Source organism: Paenibacillus sp. J5C2022, from assembly GCF_025567625.1.
Classification (GTDB): Bacteria; Bacillota; Bacilli; order Paenibacillales; family Paenibacillaceae; genus Pristimantibacillus.
This window is the reverse complement of the sequence record NZ_JAOQJC010000022.1, coordinates 54,966-71,555: the sequence shown is the minus strand read 5'-3', so window position 1 is coordinate 71,555 and position 16,590 is coordinate 54,966. Positions and strand designations below refer to the sequence as shown.

12 protein-coding genes and 1 tRNA gene are annotated in these 16,590 nt (G+C 52.7%); 7 read left to right on the top strand and 6 right to left on the bottom strand.

Annotation, left to right across the window (positions count from 1 at the left end; all coding sequences use genetic code 11):
* Nucleotides 1-512: 512 nt before the first annotated feature.
* Genes M6D81_RS18150 through M6D81_RS18135 form a run of 4 tightly spaced genes read right to left on the bottom strand, consistent with a single transcriptional unit; the run spans nucleotide 513 to nucleotide 3,425 of the window.
* A complete protein-coding gene (locus tag M6D81_RS18150; protein WP_262678328.1) occupies nucleotides 513-1,238 on the bottom strand; it encodes a hypothetical protein in 726 nt (241 codons plus the stop codon).
* Nucleotides 1,235-1,945 carry a fluoroquinolone export ABC transporter permease subunit gene (locus M6D81_RS18145; protein ID WP_262678327.1) on the bottom strand — a complete coding sequence of 237 codons (711 nt, stop codon included), beginning with the start codon at nucleotides 1,943-1,945 and terminating at the stop codon, nucleotides 1,235-1,237. Before M6D81_RS18145 ends, M6D81_RS18150 begins: the two co-directional genes overlap by 4 nt.
* Nucleotides 1,942-2,799: an ABC transporter ATP-binding protein gene (locus tag M6D81_RS18140; protein ID WP_262678326.1), complete on the bottom strand. Its 858-nt coding sequence runs from the start codon at nucleotides 2,797-2,799 to the stop codon at nucleotides 1,942-1,944. The genes M6D81_RS18145 and M6D81_RS18140 overlap by 4 nt, the downstream gene beginning before the upstream one ends.
* A gap of 5 nt (nucleotides 2,800-2,804) precedes the next feature.
* Nucleotides 2,805-3,425: a TetR/AcrR family transcriptional regulator gene (locus M6D81_RS18135; protein WP_262678325.1), complete on the bottom strand. Its 621-nt coding sequence runs from the start codon at nucleotides 3,423-3,425 to the stop codon at nucleotides 2,805-2,807.
* 478 nt (nucleotides 3,426-3,903) lie between these two features.
* Here M6D81_RS18135 and M6D81_RS18130 point away from each other — a divergent pair, with 478 nt between their 5' ends.
* The gene (locus M6D81_RS18130; RefSeq protein ID WP_262678324.1) at nucleotides 3,904-4,305 is read left to right on the top strand and encodes a secondary thiamine-phosphate synthase enzyme YjbQ; all 402 of its coding nucleotides are present in this window, start codon (nucleotides 3,904-3,906) and stop codon (nucleotides 4,303-4,305) included.
* A 1,683-nt stretch (nucleotides 4,306-5,988) separates the two neighbouring features.
* Here the strand turns inward: M6D81_RS18130 and gluQRS are convergent.
* Together gluQRS and M6D81_RS18120 are read right to left on the bottom strand one after the other, a co-directional pair.
* Nucleotides 5,989-6,963 (bottom strand): tRNA glutamyl-Q(34) synthetase GluQRS, encoded by a 975-nt coding sequence (gene gluQRS, locus M6D81_RS18125; protein ID WP_262678323.1) that lies wholly within the window; start codon nucleotides 6,961-6,963, stop codon nucleotides 5,989-5,991.
* A 92-nt stretch (nucleotides 6,964-7,055) separates the two neighbouring features.
* Nucleotides 7,056-7,132, bottom strand: a tRNA-Asp gene (locus M6D81_RS18120).
* Between the two features lie 278 nt (nucleotides 7,133-7,410).
* On the opposite strand from M6D81_RS18120, the gene M6D81_RS18115 reads away from it, so the two are divergent.
* From M6D81_RS18115 to M6D81_RS18090, 6 genes are all read left to right on the top strand, one after another.
* The gene (locus M6D81_RS18115; protein ID WP_262678322.1) at nucleotides 7,411-9,039 is read left to right on the top strand and encodes a response regulator transcription factor; all 1,629 of its coding nucleotides are present in this window, start codon (nucleotides 7,411-7,413) and stop codon (nucleotides 9,037-9,039) included.
* A 575-nt stretch (nucleotides 9,040-9,614) separates the two neighbouring features.
* Nucleotides 9,615-11,192 (top strand): HAMP domain-containing methyl-accepting chemotaxis protein, encoded by a 1,578-nt coding sequence (locus M6D81_RS18110; protein ID WP_262678321.1) that lies wholly within the window; start codon nucleotides 9,615-9,617, stop codon nucleotides 11,190-11,192.
* A gap of 25 nt (nucleotides 11,193-11,217) precedes the next feature.
* Nucleotides 11,218-11,658: a chemotaxis protein CheW gene (locus M6D81_RS18105; RefSeq protein WP_262678320.1), complete on the top strand. Its 441-nt coding sequence runs from the start codon at nucleotides 11,218-11,220 to the stop codon at nucleotides 11,656-11,658.
* Between the two features lie 15 nt (nucleotides 11,659-11,673).
* Complete coding sequence (locus M6D81_RS18100) at nucleotides 11,674-14,247, top strand: chemotaxis protein CheW (RefSeq protein WP_262678319.1); 2,574 nt, start codon at nucleotides 11,674-11,676, stop codon at nucleotides 14,245-14,247.
* A 36-nt stretch (nucleotides 14,248-14,283) separates the two neighbouring features.
* Complete coding sequence (locus M6D81_RS18095) at nucleotides 14,284-14,697, top strand: STAS domain-containing protein (RefSeq protein WP_262678318.1); 414 nt, start codon at nucleotides 14,284-14,286, stop codon at nucleotides 14,695-14,697.
* Entirely contained in the window at nucleotides 14,642-15,706 is a 1,065-nt protein-coding gene (locus M6D81_RS18090; protein ID WP_262678374.1) for a hypothetical protein, read from the top strand. Before M6D81_RS18095 ends, M6D81_RS18090 begins: the two co-directional genes overlap by 56 nt.
* Nucleotides 15,707-16,590 lie beyond the last annotated feature (884 nt).

Below are 16,590 nucleotides of genomic sequence, written 5' to 3'. Positions count from 1 at the left end.
TCATTCCATATTTCAGGATGCTTAACATCAGTGGAGTTGACACGTCGATAGCAGGTATACCATCCAACCCCTCTATCCCATTGGCAAATGCCTTTGGGAATACATGCGAGCTTTACTTAAGTGCCTAAGCATCAAATGTACAGTCTCAGCTCGTGTAGGCGGCTTGAACATTTTACGTAGCAGAGCCAAGTTGTACCTGCTACAACCTCATATGTTCAGTTATCAAAGAACGTATGTTCTGAAATTTATTATATCAGAGTATTCATGATGCTCCAACCCTTTCTTAATCATTTTTTTGACAGTGGACGCTAGATGAGTCGATTCACCTCGCCACTTGCAGAAGTGGAAGCCCTCTCGACTAATTTGGATAGATGACGAAAACAATTCCTCGCAGCAAATATTTCACACCATTAACGACTTGTTGCAGCATATCGCTTCTTTCCTCTCACCGAGTTCCGTAATTTCCATTGTTCCCCATCATATCACGTAACGGGCGGTCATGTCCTGCGTCTTCAGTCACTTCGTATCAGGAAGCTCCTTCTCAACCAGACCAGCAGGGCAATATGCAGCGTCAGGCCAATTATGAATGGCCCATAGGCATGAAGAGTCGCGGCTCCATCATCGGTAAGCAGCAGCCGTGCAGGCCAATACGTGGGCAGAGGTGCTGCCAGCAGCTGCCAGCCACCGGGTACGAACTCCGCCACAAGCGGGCCGGCAATGAATAAGCCGCCGAGCTTGGACAGAGCCAGTCCTTCCACTTTGTTCGCGGAGCATGCGGCGAGGAACAGGCCGAAGCCTGGCGCCTCCAGAGCGAGCAGCAGCAGGGCAAGAGCGCTTTCGGCTCGCCATGCGGCCAGGTCGGACAGCCAGAGGAACAAAGCAAGAAGAATAAAGCTCAGCAAAGAAGGAAGCAGCAGCCGGTATCGGAGATAACCCCCTCTTCTTAAAGGGGTGACGGCATAGTAAGCAACGAGATGCTCATCCCGCTCATCCAGCATCATCAGTCCCGTCATCATGCCTGCCAGCATCGGAATAGTGGTAGCGAATAGCGCAGCGGTGAAGTGGCGATATTCATGTAACGAAAAAGACATGTACGTGCTCAGCCAATTCGCCGCGACCGGAAATCCGAAGCGTGCGAGCAGTAGAAGAGCAAGAGGGCCGATCACCAAGGCCAACAGCACCGGATCTCGCGCGGCATGTCGCAGGTCTTTGAGCAGCAATGCGCGGTAGATGTTCATTGTCGTTCCCTCGCTTTCTCTCGTTCCAGTACATACCGCTCATAAGACGTTCTAGCCCAAGCATAAACGGCCGCATTCCACAACAGCAAGACGGCGAACGCATGAAGCAGCTTGAGAGGGGGAGGGAGAATATAGGCCGACTGCAACAGAGTGAGCGTGCCCTCCGTAGGAAGCAGCAGCATGATCGGACTGTCCCAGATTCCGAAGAAGCGAAGCAGCGGCAGGACGAACGGCAGAGCGTACAGCTGAGACATAAGAAGAAAGGCGTTGACCGTTCGATGACGTGCGCCGACACCGATAGACAGCAGCGTCATGAAGGTGGAGGTGAGGATGACGCCAAGCGAGAAGGATAACGGGGCATCTGGCATTCCGGCAGCCGGCAAGTGAATGGCCCAAGCAGCCGCGAGCGATAGCAGGGCGAGCGAAGCCGCTTTCGCCAGCAAATATTCCCCTATGCGAAGAGGCGAGGCGAATAACGGGCCATGAATGCCCTGATCCCGTTCCAGCAACAGGATGCCGCCGGCCATAAGCAGTCCCAGCGCACTGGGATCGCTGAAGGTGAGCAGGACTGCCGCTTGCTCGCGTAGCGGCTCCGGGATGAATTGGACGAGCAGCCAATAAGCTGCGCAGACGACCATATATACCGCATAGAAGCCATGACGCCATTGGAAGCGGATATCGAATGTGAATGCGGAGAAGGCTCTCATTGCAGCTTCCTCCCTGTCACCTCGATGAATATTTGCTCCAGCGACGCTTCCTGCGAATGAATCGTTTCCAATGGGAACTGCCTGATAGTGTGCAGGAAGTCCGGATTGTCGCCGATGCCCTCCAGAGAAAACTCCGTTCGCGCCAGTACGCCATCATTCCTGCGGTATTCGACAGCTAAGCGCTTTGTTCCCCTGCGCACCATCAACTCACGGGGGGAGTCGATCAGCTTGATGCTTCCGTCGACAAGGAAAGCGATCCGGTCGCACAGTTCCTCCGCAACTTTCATATGGTGGGTGGTAATGATGACCGTCTTGCCCATCGCTTTCTGATTTCGGATTAATGCTTTCATGCCTTCGGCATGACCGGGGTCCAGTCCGGATGTCGGTTCGTCCAGGAACAGGATTGCCGGTTCATGCAGCAATGCCCGGCAGAAGTTCAGCCGCATCTTCATGCCCTTGGACAACTGAGATACTCTCATACCGGCAGCGTCTTGGAGTCCTACTTCCCGCAGCAAATCCATCGGATTCACGGCTTGCTTCTTATATAAGGAGCCGAATAGCTGCAAGTTCTCCAGCGCGGTGAATTTGGTATAAAAGTTAGGGAATTCGAAGGCGACTCCGATCTGTTCATTTAAGGCGGAATCGCTTGTGCGGATTTCGATGCCCATCATCTTCGCGCTGCCCTCGTAGTTCTTCAAAATACCGGTTAGAATTTTTTGAAGCGTGCTCTTGCCGGCGCCTGAGGGACCGAGGATGCCGAAAATTTCGCCTTCTGCGATGCGGAAATCCAACTGATGGAGTGTGCGTTCCCGGCATCGGGGATAGGCGAAAGAAAGTCCGTTCACTTCGATCATGCGAGTCACTCCCCTTCCCGGCGGCTCTTGGCGGTCATCCCTTCCGCCAGCACATCGATCAATAGCTCCATCGTGGCGGGGAAGCGGACTTCGCCGATCTCTTCACGATGCATGGTCAGCAGGACAAGCGAACGGATCATGCTGACGATTGTATCGGCTCGTTCGCCTGCCATAAAACCGGAAGCTTGCCAGCCGGATATAAGCGGGAGAAGCGCATCTCGATCCTCCTCGAAATTACGCTGCAGTAGTTCCGCCGGTAGTTTGCGGAGCAGAGGCTCCAATTCTCGCTTGGCCATCATGCTTCGCAGCAGCGGGCTTTCCTCGATCATGGCAACCGATTGCCTCAGAAACTGTGCGACGACTTCCTTTGTAACGGGCCGACTTGGCGGGAAGAGGCTCAGCATCGTATCTCGTATGCGCTTCTCGTCTTCCAGCATTAGCGTGTAATACAGCTCTTCTTTCGATGCGAAGAAGTGGTAGAATGAGCCTTGCGCGACTCCGACGGCGGTTGTGAGGTCGCCAATGCCCGTTTTTTTGAGTCCGTAAGCTGCGAATAGGCGGCGGCCCTCCTTCAGCAGCTTTTGCCGAATCCAGTCGCGTTCGTCGTCAGTAAACTTTTTTGGCATGCGGCATACACGTCCTTTGATTAGTGATGGTTGTACGTTGTGAGGGCAATTCTGTCCTTTTCCGTGAACCTGTGAATATAAATAATATTTATTCATAGAATAAATCCGGAACAGCCTTGATGTCAATAGGGCAATCTATCAGGGGAAGCTTCTTCTTAATGAGTGGAGTGAGTCTCATGGGTAGGGTTAGCAAGGATTCATCGAGGTAGGATCTATGGGAGTAGTTTCGTTTAGCGGTTAGAGTTTCCGGGAGCGGGTTAATAAGGATTTCGAGGCAGGATCTATGGGAGTAGTTTCGTCGATACGCCGTGAGCAGATTTGTTGAGAGATTGGTGCCATGAGCCATTATGCTGAGAGATTCACTGACAATAGATCTCCGCAGGTGGTGGAATTGATTTCATTGCGCTAAAATAGGAGCGATGAAATCACAGGCACGAATAAAGCTCGAACGAGCAGGACAACGAAAGAAGGGGATAGTATGAGAAGCTATACATTGACGACGACTGCACATGATGCAATGGTGGAAGTGACCGACAAGGTAAGAGAGGCCGTTAGCGAAAGCGGCGTTCGGGAAGGGTATGTTATTGTGTATTGTCCGCATACGACAGCGGGCATTGCCATCAATGAAAACGCCGATCCTGATGTGTGCCGGGACGTGCTGAGAAGGTTGGACGAAGTGTATCCATGGACGCATGAGAAGGACAGGCATATGGAAGGGAATACGGCGGCACATCTGAAGGCAATTACGACGGGAACGAGCCAGACGGTGCTCATTTATAATGGCAGGCTTGTGCTGGGAACGTGGCAAGGGATATATTTCTGCGAGTTCGACGGACCGCGTACGAGAACCTTCCATGTGAAGGTTATTGGCGAGAAGTAGCAGGATATCCGCACTCTACCGATGAGCGATGCTGTGATGCAGCTAGTTCCTGTTCACAGTTGATGGATGAGGAGTGACGCTGTGGTGCAGCTAGTTCCTGTTCACAGTTGACGGATGAGAATGATGCAATGATGCAACTAGTACATGTTCGCAGTTGATGGATGTGAATGATGCAATGATGCAACTAGTACATGTTCGCAGTTGACGGATGAGAATGATGCAATACAGAAACGTAACTATAGTGGTCATCCGAGATGTCGAAGTATGTAATGTACAGCTATCTTGGACTTGAAAAATGCGTTCTGAAGAAATACTTGTGCTTGTGCAATGAATGGAGTTCATAAGTCGGGAGTCGGGATGTTGGGAAGTGAGGAGGAAAGTAGTGGTCTTGGGTTTGTACGAAAAATCGTATTAAAGTGTTGGATCAGACGTCGAGATCGGGTGGTTTGTACGAAAAATCGTACAAAAGTGTTGGATGAGGCGTCGAGTTCGGGTGGTTTGTACGAAAAATCGTACAAAAGCGGTGGATGAGGCGTCGAGTTCGGGTGGTTTGTACGAAAAATCGTATAAAAGCGGTGGATGAGGCGTCGAGTTCGGGTGGTTTGTACGAAAAATCGTTACTACTTAGCTACTAAGCAAGTAGGAGCTTATCGCTCAAAATGGTCACATAGAAGCGGAAAAGTAGTGGGAATTGTGCGCTATCGCTCATTTTGCTCACATAGCTCCATTAAGCGTGCCTCGTACCGCCGAAAAGTAGGAGCTATCGCTCAAAATGGTCACATAGAAGCGGAAAAGTAGTGGGAATTGTGCGCTATCGCTCATTTTGCTCACATAGCTCCATTAAGCGTGCCTCGTACCGCCGAAAAGTAGGAGCTACCGCTCAATATGGTCACATAGAAGCGGAAAAGTAGTGGGAATTGTGCGCTATCGCTCATTTTGCTCACATAGCCCCGCCAAGCTTGCCTCGTACCGAATGGACCTAAGTAGTAACGAAAAATCGTACAAAAGCGGTGGATCAGACGTCGAGATCGGGTGGTTTGTACGAAAAATCGTACAAAAGTGTTGGATGAGGCGTCGAGTTCGGGTGGTTTGTACGAAAAATCGTACAAAAGCGGTGGATGAGGCGTCGAGTTCGGGTGGTTTGTACGAAAAATCGTACAAAAGTGTTGGATGAGGCGTCGAGATCGGGTGGTTTGTACGAAAAATCGTACAAAAGCGGCGGATCAGACGTCGAGATCGGGTGGTTTGTACGAAAAATCGTACAAAAGCAGTGGATCAGGCGTCGAGGTTGGGTGGTTTGTACGAAAAATCGTACAAAAGCAGTGGATCAGGCGTCGAGGTTGGGTGGTTTGTACGAAAAATCATACAAAAGCGGTGGATCAGACGTCGAGGTTGGGTGGTTTGTACGAAAAATCGTACAAAAGCGGCGGATCAGACGTCGAGTTCGGGTGGTTTGTACGAAAAATCGTACAAAAGCGGCGGATCAGACGTCGAGGTCGGGTGGTTTGTACGAAAAATCGTACAAAAGCGGCGGATCAGACGTCGAGGTTGGGTGGTTTGTACGAAAAATCGTACAAATTCATACGCCGCAGCGCGCACTCTCTCGGTGTAAGTGGCACTTACCTCCGGGAAGTTGATAACCATCGCAGCGCCCCCCTTCCCGCACGACACGCCGCTGCCGCTCTATCCGCCATTCCCATCGAATAGCCACGTCCGCAGCTCCGAAGTGAACACCAGACTGCCGCGCGCCAAGCGATCCGTATGATAGCAGGAGACAAGCTCGCTAGCCTTCACCGGCTCGGGATGTTCGATCCAGCCCGCCAGATAAGCGAGCAGGCCGATAATGCGCTCCGGAGCAATGCCGGCATCATTCAGCGAGGCCAGCGTGATCGACCTGTCGCGCTTGGACAGTCTCGGATTATCCTCGTCCCCGATCAGTGGGATGTGTGCGAAGTCGGGGGCCTTAAGCTCCAGCGCTTCATACAGCGCCAGCTGCCTTGGTGTGGAATCCAGCAAGTCTGCGCCTCGCAGCACGTCCGTAATACCCATCATGGCATCATCCACCGTGACGGCAAGCTGATAGCTGAACATGCCGTCGGCCCGCTTCACGACAAAGTCACCCAGCGACTCCCCGGCAAAGCATTGCTTGCCCGCTATTCCGTCCTTGAAGCACGATTCTCCCTGAGGCATCTTGAAGCGGAGAGCAGGCTTCTTCTTCAGCGCCCTCCGTTCCCGCTCCTCTCTCGTTAGATCGCGGCACAGACCGGGATAAGGAGCGCCTTCCGAGCTTAAGCCATGCGGAGCGCTGGCGATGGAAGCCAGCTCGCTGCGGCTGCAGTAGCATGGATATAGCAGTTCCAACTCGCGCAGCTTGTCCAGAGCTTCTTCATAATAGGCTTCGCGCTTGCTCTGCTCGTACGGGGCATGACTGCCGCCCGTATCCGGCCCTTCATCCCAATCCAGCCCCAGCCAGCGCAGATCCTTCAGACACTGCTCGGCGAATGCGGGCCGGGAACGGGGCTTGTCGATATCCTCGATCCGCAGCACAAATCCGCCCCCGCAATGCCGCATTTGAAGCCATGCGGCGAGCGCGGCGAACGCATTGCCGATATGGAGCGGCCCCGATGGCGTCGGGGCGAACCTTCCGCGTCGATTCATGTATTCCCACATCCTTATATATACAAAAAAAGAGCAGCTGCATCGCTCTGCTCGTTACGAATGTTACGCTATGTTGTTTGCAATTAGGCTAATGGCGGAGCTGACGGGATTCGAACCCGCGGTCTCCTGCGTGACAGGCAGGCATGTTAGGCCTCTACACCACAGCTCCATGAGATTAACCAGTTGGACACAAGAGAGATCATATCATGCCTGCCTACCTTTTGACAAGCTTTTTTTACCGTACCCGAAAAAGATGCATCCAGCTTGGCAAGGAAAATGTGAACGTTCCATTTGGAAATAAAATTAAACTGATACCTAATCAAGAGTTGTGAAAAAACCAACTAACGAAGTCGGGATAATATGCCGATATAAAGAATAAGCATGGATTGAGTATCTGCCTATCTAATATGCAGCACAGATTTTCATACATAAGGTGGGATCGTTCCAATGAATCGACAACTACTGGAGCAATTGGGGCATCTGCAGGACGTGTATGGCAAGGCTTGCAGGCTTCCGATCACGATGACGGATCATGCGGGAGAGCATCTGACGGCAACGGCGAACCGGGAAGGTACTTCCTTACAGTTGCTGGCCGAGCGATTTCTCGCGTCTTCGCAGCGGGCGCAGATTTTGAAGGACATCTGTTATATACACAATCCTATCGTTTATCAGACCGAGTATGGTTTTAAAGTGATTATAGCTCCAGTCCAAGCGGGCGGGGGCAAAGTATCGTATATTTGGGCCGGACCCATCATTGAGCGGCAAAGCCGGCAGCTGATTGAACATGCATGCGGTACGGTTCGCGACAGTGCGTATATCCGATTGGCTCTTATGAACATACCGGATACGTCCGAAGAGCAGAAGCAAGAGATCCTCGAGAGGTTGTACCATATGGCGGGCATTTGCTCGACGATGCTGCAACAAGCCGAAATGCTGGCGGCGACGGAACGGCAACTGGACGAGGTGCACCGTTTTTTGCAAGATGAGCATGAAGATGCTTATTCCGCCGAGGAAGCGACAGAGCTTTTGCGAGAAATGCTGGAGCTTGAATTCTCGGGTTATGCCTGTATGGATGATCGCGACGGACGATTCTGCATCGTTCATACATCCGGGGGACCGCCTTATCACTCGCTTGGCGGTTGCCGGTTTTCACTCGGGGAGGGTTTTCTTGGACAAGCGGCACTTGCGGGCGAAGCGAGAATTTGGGAACGGATAACCTGGGACCCCCGGACGGATTTCTTCGCAGAGCGCGGCATCTGGCTCAAAGGTCTGATTGTGTACCCCGTCAAGCATCATCAACGCATCTGCGGCTTATTGTTCGGCGGGGTTGTCTCGGACCGGATCATGTCGTCGCACGGTGTTGCGCTTGGCGGCGTGCTTGCAGGCGCATTCGCCAAGATGATAGGCGGCAAGCATACGGAGGAACATCCGCATAGACAGATAGCCTACTTGCCCTTCTTGGCGGAGATTGCAGGCGCACTAAGCGCACGACGGGATGTAGAGCATGTGATGCATACATTGGCGGATGCCGTATTGACTGTACAAGGTGCATCAGTGTCGATCGTCATTCAGAGGAAGCATGAAGAGGGACCCGTCTATATCGTATCGAAGGGGCAAGAACGCGGCGGAGCCGCATGCAGGCTGGAATTTCCGATGCTTGATTCCTTTGACAGGATGATTGGCGTTATGACGGTTTGTTTGGATGGACAGGAGACTTGCGAGGGACAGCATGCCTTCCTAACCTTGCTGGCTCTGATGGGTGGCTTGTTTTTGGAGGAGAGGCTGGGGGCTGTATCATCTTCTCCGCATCAGTCGTCCGATTGTCGGGATGCCGCATCATCCCTTGTCTTGAGACTGGAGCTTGATAATCCTCTTACTGCAAGGGAGAGGGAAGTGCTGGGGCATGTTCTGCAAGGGTTGAACAATCAGGAAATCGCCCAGACCCTGTTCATTAGCGCCCACACAGTGAAAAATCATATGACCAAAATCTATGAGAAGCTGGAAGTGACCGATCGCACGCAAGCGATGGCCAAAATCTATGCTGTGGATGTGCCTCGACTTCGGCTTCGTGCGTAACGTCAGCAAGCTTATTCCGCCGGGAAGCGGAATAAGCTTTTTTCCTATAGAGCGTATTATAAGTTTAGTGGTCCTTGCAAAGTACCCCAATAAACTTCGACGCGGAGCTCCACTTTGGAGACTGCTGCAAAAGTCGTACTTTTAAAGAATTGGACTATTTTAGGGGGTCATTAAATGTCTCTCCTACCTCAAAACGAGCCTTAGAATCGATTCTGGAGGCTCGTTTTTTGCTCCACTTAAGTTGTTGACATTCCGAATGAGCATTTTTGCAGCAGTCTCACTTTGTGGGGTTATTTTACAACAATTTATATGTCTCCGGCTTAGCGGGAAATTATATTCGATTTGGCGTTTAAACCTACCTCATGCTTACGAAACGAGTTTGCTTTGCAGACTTTTAGGTCGCTCATCTACACTAGGTCTAGAAGTTTTCTCACTTGCCCGTTTCCGTCTATAGGAACAGTTTCCCGTATTGCGTTTCATTTTTGTGAGGAAGGATGGGAAGCGGCGGTGATATCTCTTTCGCTTCTCTCTTGTCACAATAGAGCTAAAACAGATTGACTAACAGGAGGGTCCGCATGAAAGTGACCGTTGGCAAAAAATTATACGCTGGTTTTATCGGCTTGCTGTTGCTCATGATGTTGATCGGGGCAACGGGAATCTATCAAATGTTCAATATGGACAAGAAGACGCAAATGATTACGACAAGCTGGATGCCCGGTGTAGAGACGATTAATAAAATCAGCTATCTGAAGGAATATGTGCTCACATTGACGCTGACACATATACTGTCTACCGATGCCGAGGTGAAGGCGGGAGCCGAGAAGGACCGTGAAGAGCTGCTCGTTCAGCTGAAAGAAACGGCGGATAACTACGAGAAGACTATTTACTTGGATGAGGATCGTGAAAATTTCAACAAAATCATACAGTCATGGTCGGAATTCCTGCCGCTTAACGAAGAGACGATCAGCATTAGCCGCACGAACGATCAGGCGAAGGCGTTCGCCGTCTATGAGGAAAGCTTGACGAAGCTGGGAGGCATGTTCGAGGGGATGACAGTCCTCAATGACTTGAATCACAATGGCGCCATACAGTCAGGCGAGGATTCCCATAATGCGTATCTGTTCGGTGCATGGCTGGCTGTCATATTGAGTGTTGTCAGTATCGCGGCAGGTCTGTTCGTCGCCTTCTTCCTCACGCGCTCTATTACGAAGCCGTTGACATTGGTAACGGAAAGTCTGAGCCATGTGGCGAAGGGCAATCTGACGATACAGCCGATCCAGTTGAAGAGCCGCGACGAGCTGGCGCAATTGGCGAACTCCATGAACGGTATGCTGGCCACGCTAAGAGAGATGATCGGACGCATCCTGGCATCATCGCAAAATGTAGCCGCCGCGGCTCAGCAAATATCCGCCAGCACGCAGGAAATTGCGGGCGGCGCAGGCAGCCAGTCGAGCTCGGCGCAAACGGTGAACGAGCTGTTCAATGAATTGTCCGCCGCCGTCAGAACGGTTGCCCACAGTGCCGAAGCGGCGGCCGAAGCATCCATGGAAGCGAAGGATGTCGCGCTTGGGGGCGGCCGCACGATTGAGGCGACGATGCAGGCGATGACGAAGCTGGAGAAGCAGATGGAGCTGCTGCAGGACGATTCAGGCAAAATCGGACAAATTATTTCGGTCATCGACGATATCGCCGACCAGACGAATCTGCTTGCCTTGAATGCGGCTATTGAGGCTGCAAGAGCGGGAGAGCAAGGCAAGGGCTTCTCGGTCGTAGCCGACGAAGTGCGGAAGCTTGCAGAACGCAGCGGAGAAGCGACGAAGGAGATCGCCAGCATTATTAAAGGCATGCAGGCCAATACTGGCAGCAGCGCGGAAGCCGTGGCGCATGCTGCCGGACTGGCGAAGCAGATCGAGGCGGCGCTGGGACAAATTATGAACAAAGCCACGGATTCCGCAGCGCAAGTGAATGAAATTGCTGCAGCCAGCGAGGAGCAGTCCGCTCAGACCGATGAGGTGCTGACTTCTGTAGAGTCCATCGCCGCGACCAGCGAGCAGACCGCCGCTGCGGCGGAAGAAACCGCTTCCGCATCGCAATCGCTGGCCCAGCTGGCAGAAGAGATGAACGACGCTGTAGCCACATTCAAACTACGCTAATTAGCACGGATATGGGGGGAGCGGCGTGTCGGAAGGCAATGGGGGCAAGTATGTAGAGGTAGGCATTCAAAGCGAGAGGTATGCCATCGCCATTCAAGACATTCACGAAATTATTAAGGTGCAGCAAATGACGGAAATACCCAACAGCAGATCTTATCTGCTCGGCGTAATCAACTTGCGAGGATCGATCGTGCCCGTCGTTAGCCTGCGTATGCGCTTGGGATTGTCGGAAGCGGAGCCTACGCCGGCGAGCCGGATCGTCATTGTGAACGACGGCGGAGAAGCGGTGGGATTAATGGTGGATAGAGTATATCAGGTCATCGCCATCGGGAATATGCAAGCGCCGCCCGAGAGGAGCGGAAGTGCGAGCGGCCGGTTGCTTGACGGCATTGCCAGAGAGGAAGGCAGGCTGATCAGCCTGCTGAAGCTGGGGCCAGTGCTGGACAGTGACTGCAGCAACAGATAGGAAGGGGGTGACGATATGGATTTTCACGCGTCGGAATATATGAGCATATTTCTGGATGAGCTGGACGAGCAGCTGCAGCATTTGGACAGTGGACTGCTCCGGCTAGAGCAGGATTGCCACGACATGGACACGATATCCGTCATATTTCGGGCCGCGCATACATTGAAGGGCTCCTCCGCTGCGATGGGCTTTCACCCGCTGAAGGATCTGACTCACAGCATAGAAAATGTATTCGAGCTCCTACGCAACCGCGAGTTGACGATTGATAGAGGCATGATGAATGTGTTGTTCCGTTCTATCGACTATATCAAGGTGCTGAAGGATGCGATATTAAACGGAACGATTCACGAGGCGGACATTAAGCCGTTCACGGAGCAGCTGGAGCAAATCTTTCGGGGGAATCGGGATAGTCAAGGCGAACAGGAATTGAACTTCCGGGAACAGCCGAGTGAAGGCCGTTATGAAGGAATTCCGCTAGACGAATATGAACGAAATCTGGTGCTGCAGGCTTGCAAGAACGGTTTTCAGGTCATGGCGGTGTCCGTCTCCATCTTGAGCGAGACGGCGATGAAGTCCGTACGCGCTCTTCTCGTCCATAACAAGCTCAAGGAGCTTGGCGAGGTCATCATCGCTTATCCGGCAGCGGAACAGATCGAGGATGAAGAAGCCTTCGACGGCAATCTCGTCTTCATGCTCGCCACGAAGGAGAACAGGTCCTCCATCATGGATGCGCTTGCCCAAGTCTCGCAAATCCAAGGCTATCATATTACGCAGATTAATGACCATAATCTGGACCAATATAGCGAGCGGCCGGTTGCCGGCGGAATCTTAGGTGCGGCTGCTGTAGAAGCGGCACCGGCCATATCGAGCCCCGGCAGGACGGACGGCGAGGCGGACGGGAAGAAGAAGCCGGGCCAGACGGTTCGGGTCGATGTGGACCGGCTGGAGCAATTGCTTAATTTTGTAGGCGAGCTCATTATCGATCATACAAGGATGCAGCAATTTCAAAGCCGCTTCCAGCATCAGTTCAAGGATCATGAAGAAGCGGGAATGCTGAACGATATTGTCAGCCGGTTCGGACGGGTTATCTCCAACTTGCAAGACGGTGTCATGAAGACGCGAATGCTTCCGATCGAGCATTTGTTCAACCGGTTCCCCAGAGTGGTGCGCGATGCGGCGCAATCGGTGGGCAAAGAGGTCGAGCTGATCATGGAAGGGAAGGAAACGGAGCTTGACCGCAGCCTGATCGAAGAAATCGGCGATCCGATCATCCATATATTGCGTAATTCGGTGGACCACGGCATAGAAAACCCCGATGAGCGGGAGTGCGTCGGCAAGACGAGGCGGGGCAGACTGGTGCTGAAAGCATCGCATCAAGAGAACGGGATTGTCATTACAATCGCCGACGATGGACGTGGCATTGACCCGGAGAAGGTGAAGCAGGCATCAATACGCAAAGGCTTCATTACCGCAGAGGAAGCGAGCCGCATGAGCGACAAGGAGCTCGTGCAGCTTATATTCCAATCCGGATTATCGACGGCTGAACGGGTGACCGATCTGTCCGGCCGCGGCGTCGGCATGGATATCGTTCGTTCTCATCTCGAGAAGCTGAACGGCGTCATCGATATCGATACGTCGCCCGGAGAGGGAACCGCCATTACGATCAAACTTCCGTTGACGCTAGCCATCATTCGATCCTTGCTGGTGAAGCTTGGCGGCAGTACTTTCGCCATTCCGCTTGTCAATGTAGTCGAGATCGTGAGGCTGCATGTGCATGAGATTGGGACGGTGCAGGGACGGGAGGTATGCCATATTCGTGGCATGACCTGCCCGCTCATTCGCATGCATCGCAGACTGCAGCTGACGGAGAGTGAAGAGCATTCCGGGAGCGGGCGGCTGTTCGTCGTCGTACTGGGTATCGCGGACAAGCGGGTGTGTCTCGTCGTAGACAAGATGATCGGCAATCAGGAGATTGTCATCAAGTCGTTGGGAGGCTATATCGGCGATGTGCCGTACATATCCGGCGCGACCATACTCGGCGATGGGAACGTCGCATTGATACTGGATGTGGGAGCGATTGTGAAGGAAGAAGGGTCGTCATATGTATCCCAGCACGTGGAGACGGGCGACAATGAAGGGGGAGACAAGGCACATCAGCAGCTGGTTACGTTTAAGCTGGCCGGTGGGCAGTATGCGCTTCCGATTCAACGGGTGAAGGAAATTATCCCTGTACCGCCGGTAACGCAGGCCGTCCATGCCCCTCCGCATATGCTGGGTCTCGTTCATTTGCGGGAGGCTGTACTGCCCGTCTTCGATCTTCGCAGCTACTTTGGCTTGCCGGATCATGCTCACGCGCAGGATAGAGCGCGAATTATCGTCGTCGAGACGAACCGGCGGGATGTAGGCATTCGTATCGATGAAGTGACGGAAGTGCTGAAGGTGCCGGAGGCGGACATGGAGGACTTGCCGCATACAGCGGACGGCCGGGGAAGAAGCGGAGGTGCTGTGAAGAGCCTTTATCGACATGGGGAGAAGCTTGTTATGCTAATCGATATCGATTGTTTCTTGCGGGAGTGCGAGCGTCCCTGACTCCTTCTGTCTGCACATGAGGGGAGGGGCTATGTGTTGATCATATGTGAAAAAAATATCGCGATCCTCTGCTGGAGCTGCAATGTGACGCTGCATAATATGGATGATTTCCGTCATGCCTTATGGAAGCTGATGCATCGCCGGGAGCAGAGGCTGATGCTTGACCTGCAAGGCGTTATGTATATGAACAGCGCTGCGATAACCTGGCTGATGGAGGCTTGCCGTCAGGGTGTCGGTCACCAGCGCAGAATTGTGGCCGCCGGCATCCAATCGTCGCTGGAGGTTATCTTGAACCTCGCTGGAGCAGGAGCGGCCATACAGTTGTTCCGTTATCGATCGGCAGCCATCGATGATTTAAGGTCCTGGAGCGTGCGGGAGGAATGGAGGGCATGGGATGATGGCGGGCAGCGCTTCAGTCGTGCAAGGCTTGGAAGTCCGCAGCAATCATGATGTGATGGCGGCAGTGCATATGACCAAGTCGCTGGCGGAGCGGCTCGGCTTCAATGCGGCGGAGAGCGCTTATGTGCAGCTTGCTACGGAAGAGGCGTGTATGGTGATGCGGCGGTGCAGTCATGGGCGGGCTGCGGAGGTTAGGGGGCGTACGACTAGTGGACGTACGACTAGGGATGCACACCGCGCTCTTCCTTCAGGGTATGTGGACATATTGTGGTCAATAGACCAATTTAATTTGCAGCTTGGGGTCAGCTTGACGGCGGGCGGCAATTGGGGCAGGCTTGGCGAGCTTGCAGCTGATGTCGACACGGATGAAGATGAAGGCGAGGCCGCAGGTCATCGCTGTAAGGAGCGGCACTCCGTGCTTGATGAATTGCAAGGCGGAGTCATGCTTCTCGCACAACGTTGGAAGCGGCTTGCTGAATCGGTGTCTTCGGGAGACGAAGCGGCAACAAGGGAAAGAGAAGCCGTGCAGTCGGCACACCGTCGGAAGCGGCTTGCTGAATCGGTGTCTTCGGGAGACGAAGCGGCAACAGGGGAAGGAGAACCCGTGCAGTCGGCACACCGTCGGAAGCGGCTTGCTGAATCGGTGTCTTCGGGAGACGAAGCGGCAACAAGGGAAAGAGAACCCGTGCAGTCGGCACACCGTCGGAAGCGCCAAGTCGAATCGGCAACAGCGAAGGACGAGGCCTCCCTTCATCGATACGGAGGGTGCTGGCAGGATGGTTTGCAAGCAATCGGATTTACGCTCATTGGGGGCTTGATGAAGGATCTATTTGTCTCTTATGATGGAGCATATATCTCTTTTCATTTCCAATTAGCGGGAGGGAACAATATGCTGGAGCAGGTGGGCCAATGTTACAAGTGTCGGACTACAATCGTATGCAGGGACGGCTTTCTGGACGGAATTGTGCTTGAGGATCAGAGGTTGATATGCTTTCCTTGCTCTGAGGCGGGCGGGGTTGATGCAGATGAGAATGAGGGGCTTGGGGGAGCGGAACGCTAGAGTACCAATAAAATGCTCTGTAAGTAATCGAACGTGTTTATGCTTAATGCGTGCAGTACGCAAGCAATTCGCTGACGCCGGGTGATCGCGATCACTCGGCGTTAATGCGTTATTGCGTTATTATACATCAGCTACTAGTCCGGGAAATTACATGAGGAAGCGTACAAAAAGGTGGGCTGGAGTGCTGGGCAGTGGCACATGTATGAAAAAGCGTACAAAGTGGTGCAAATAAGGCCCGAGACGCCGAAGTTTGTATGAAAAATCGTACAAGTTGCTGGGTTAGCTGAGTAAATGCGCGGTATTTGTGTGAAAAATCGTACAAAAGGGTGAGCCGGAGTGCTGGGCAGTGGCACATTGTACGAAATATCGTACAAAGTGGTGTAAATAAGGCCCGAGACGCCGAAGTTTGTATGAAAAAGCGTACAAGTTGCTGGGTTAGCTGAGTAAATGCGCGGTATTTGTGTGAAAAATCGTACAAAAGGGTGAGCCGGAGTGTTGGGCAGTGGCACATTGTATGAAAAATCGTACAAAGTGGTGTAAATAATGCCCGAGACGCCGAAGTTTGTATGAAAAAGCGTACAAGTTGCTGGGTTAGCTGAGTAAATGCGCGGTATTTGTGTGAAAAATCGTACAAAAGGGTGAGCCGGAGTGCTGGGCAGTGGCACATTGTACGAAATATCGTACAAAGTGGTGCAAATATGGCCCGAGACGCCGAAGTTTGTATGAAAAAGCGTACAAGTTGCTGGGTTAGCTGAGTAAATGCGCGGTATTTGTGTGAAAAATCGTTACTACTTAGGTCCATTCGGTACGAGGCAAGCTTGGCGGGGCTATGTGAGCAAAATGAGCGATAGCGCACAATTCCCACTACTTTTCCGCTTCTATGT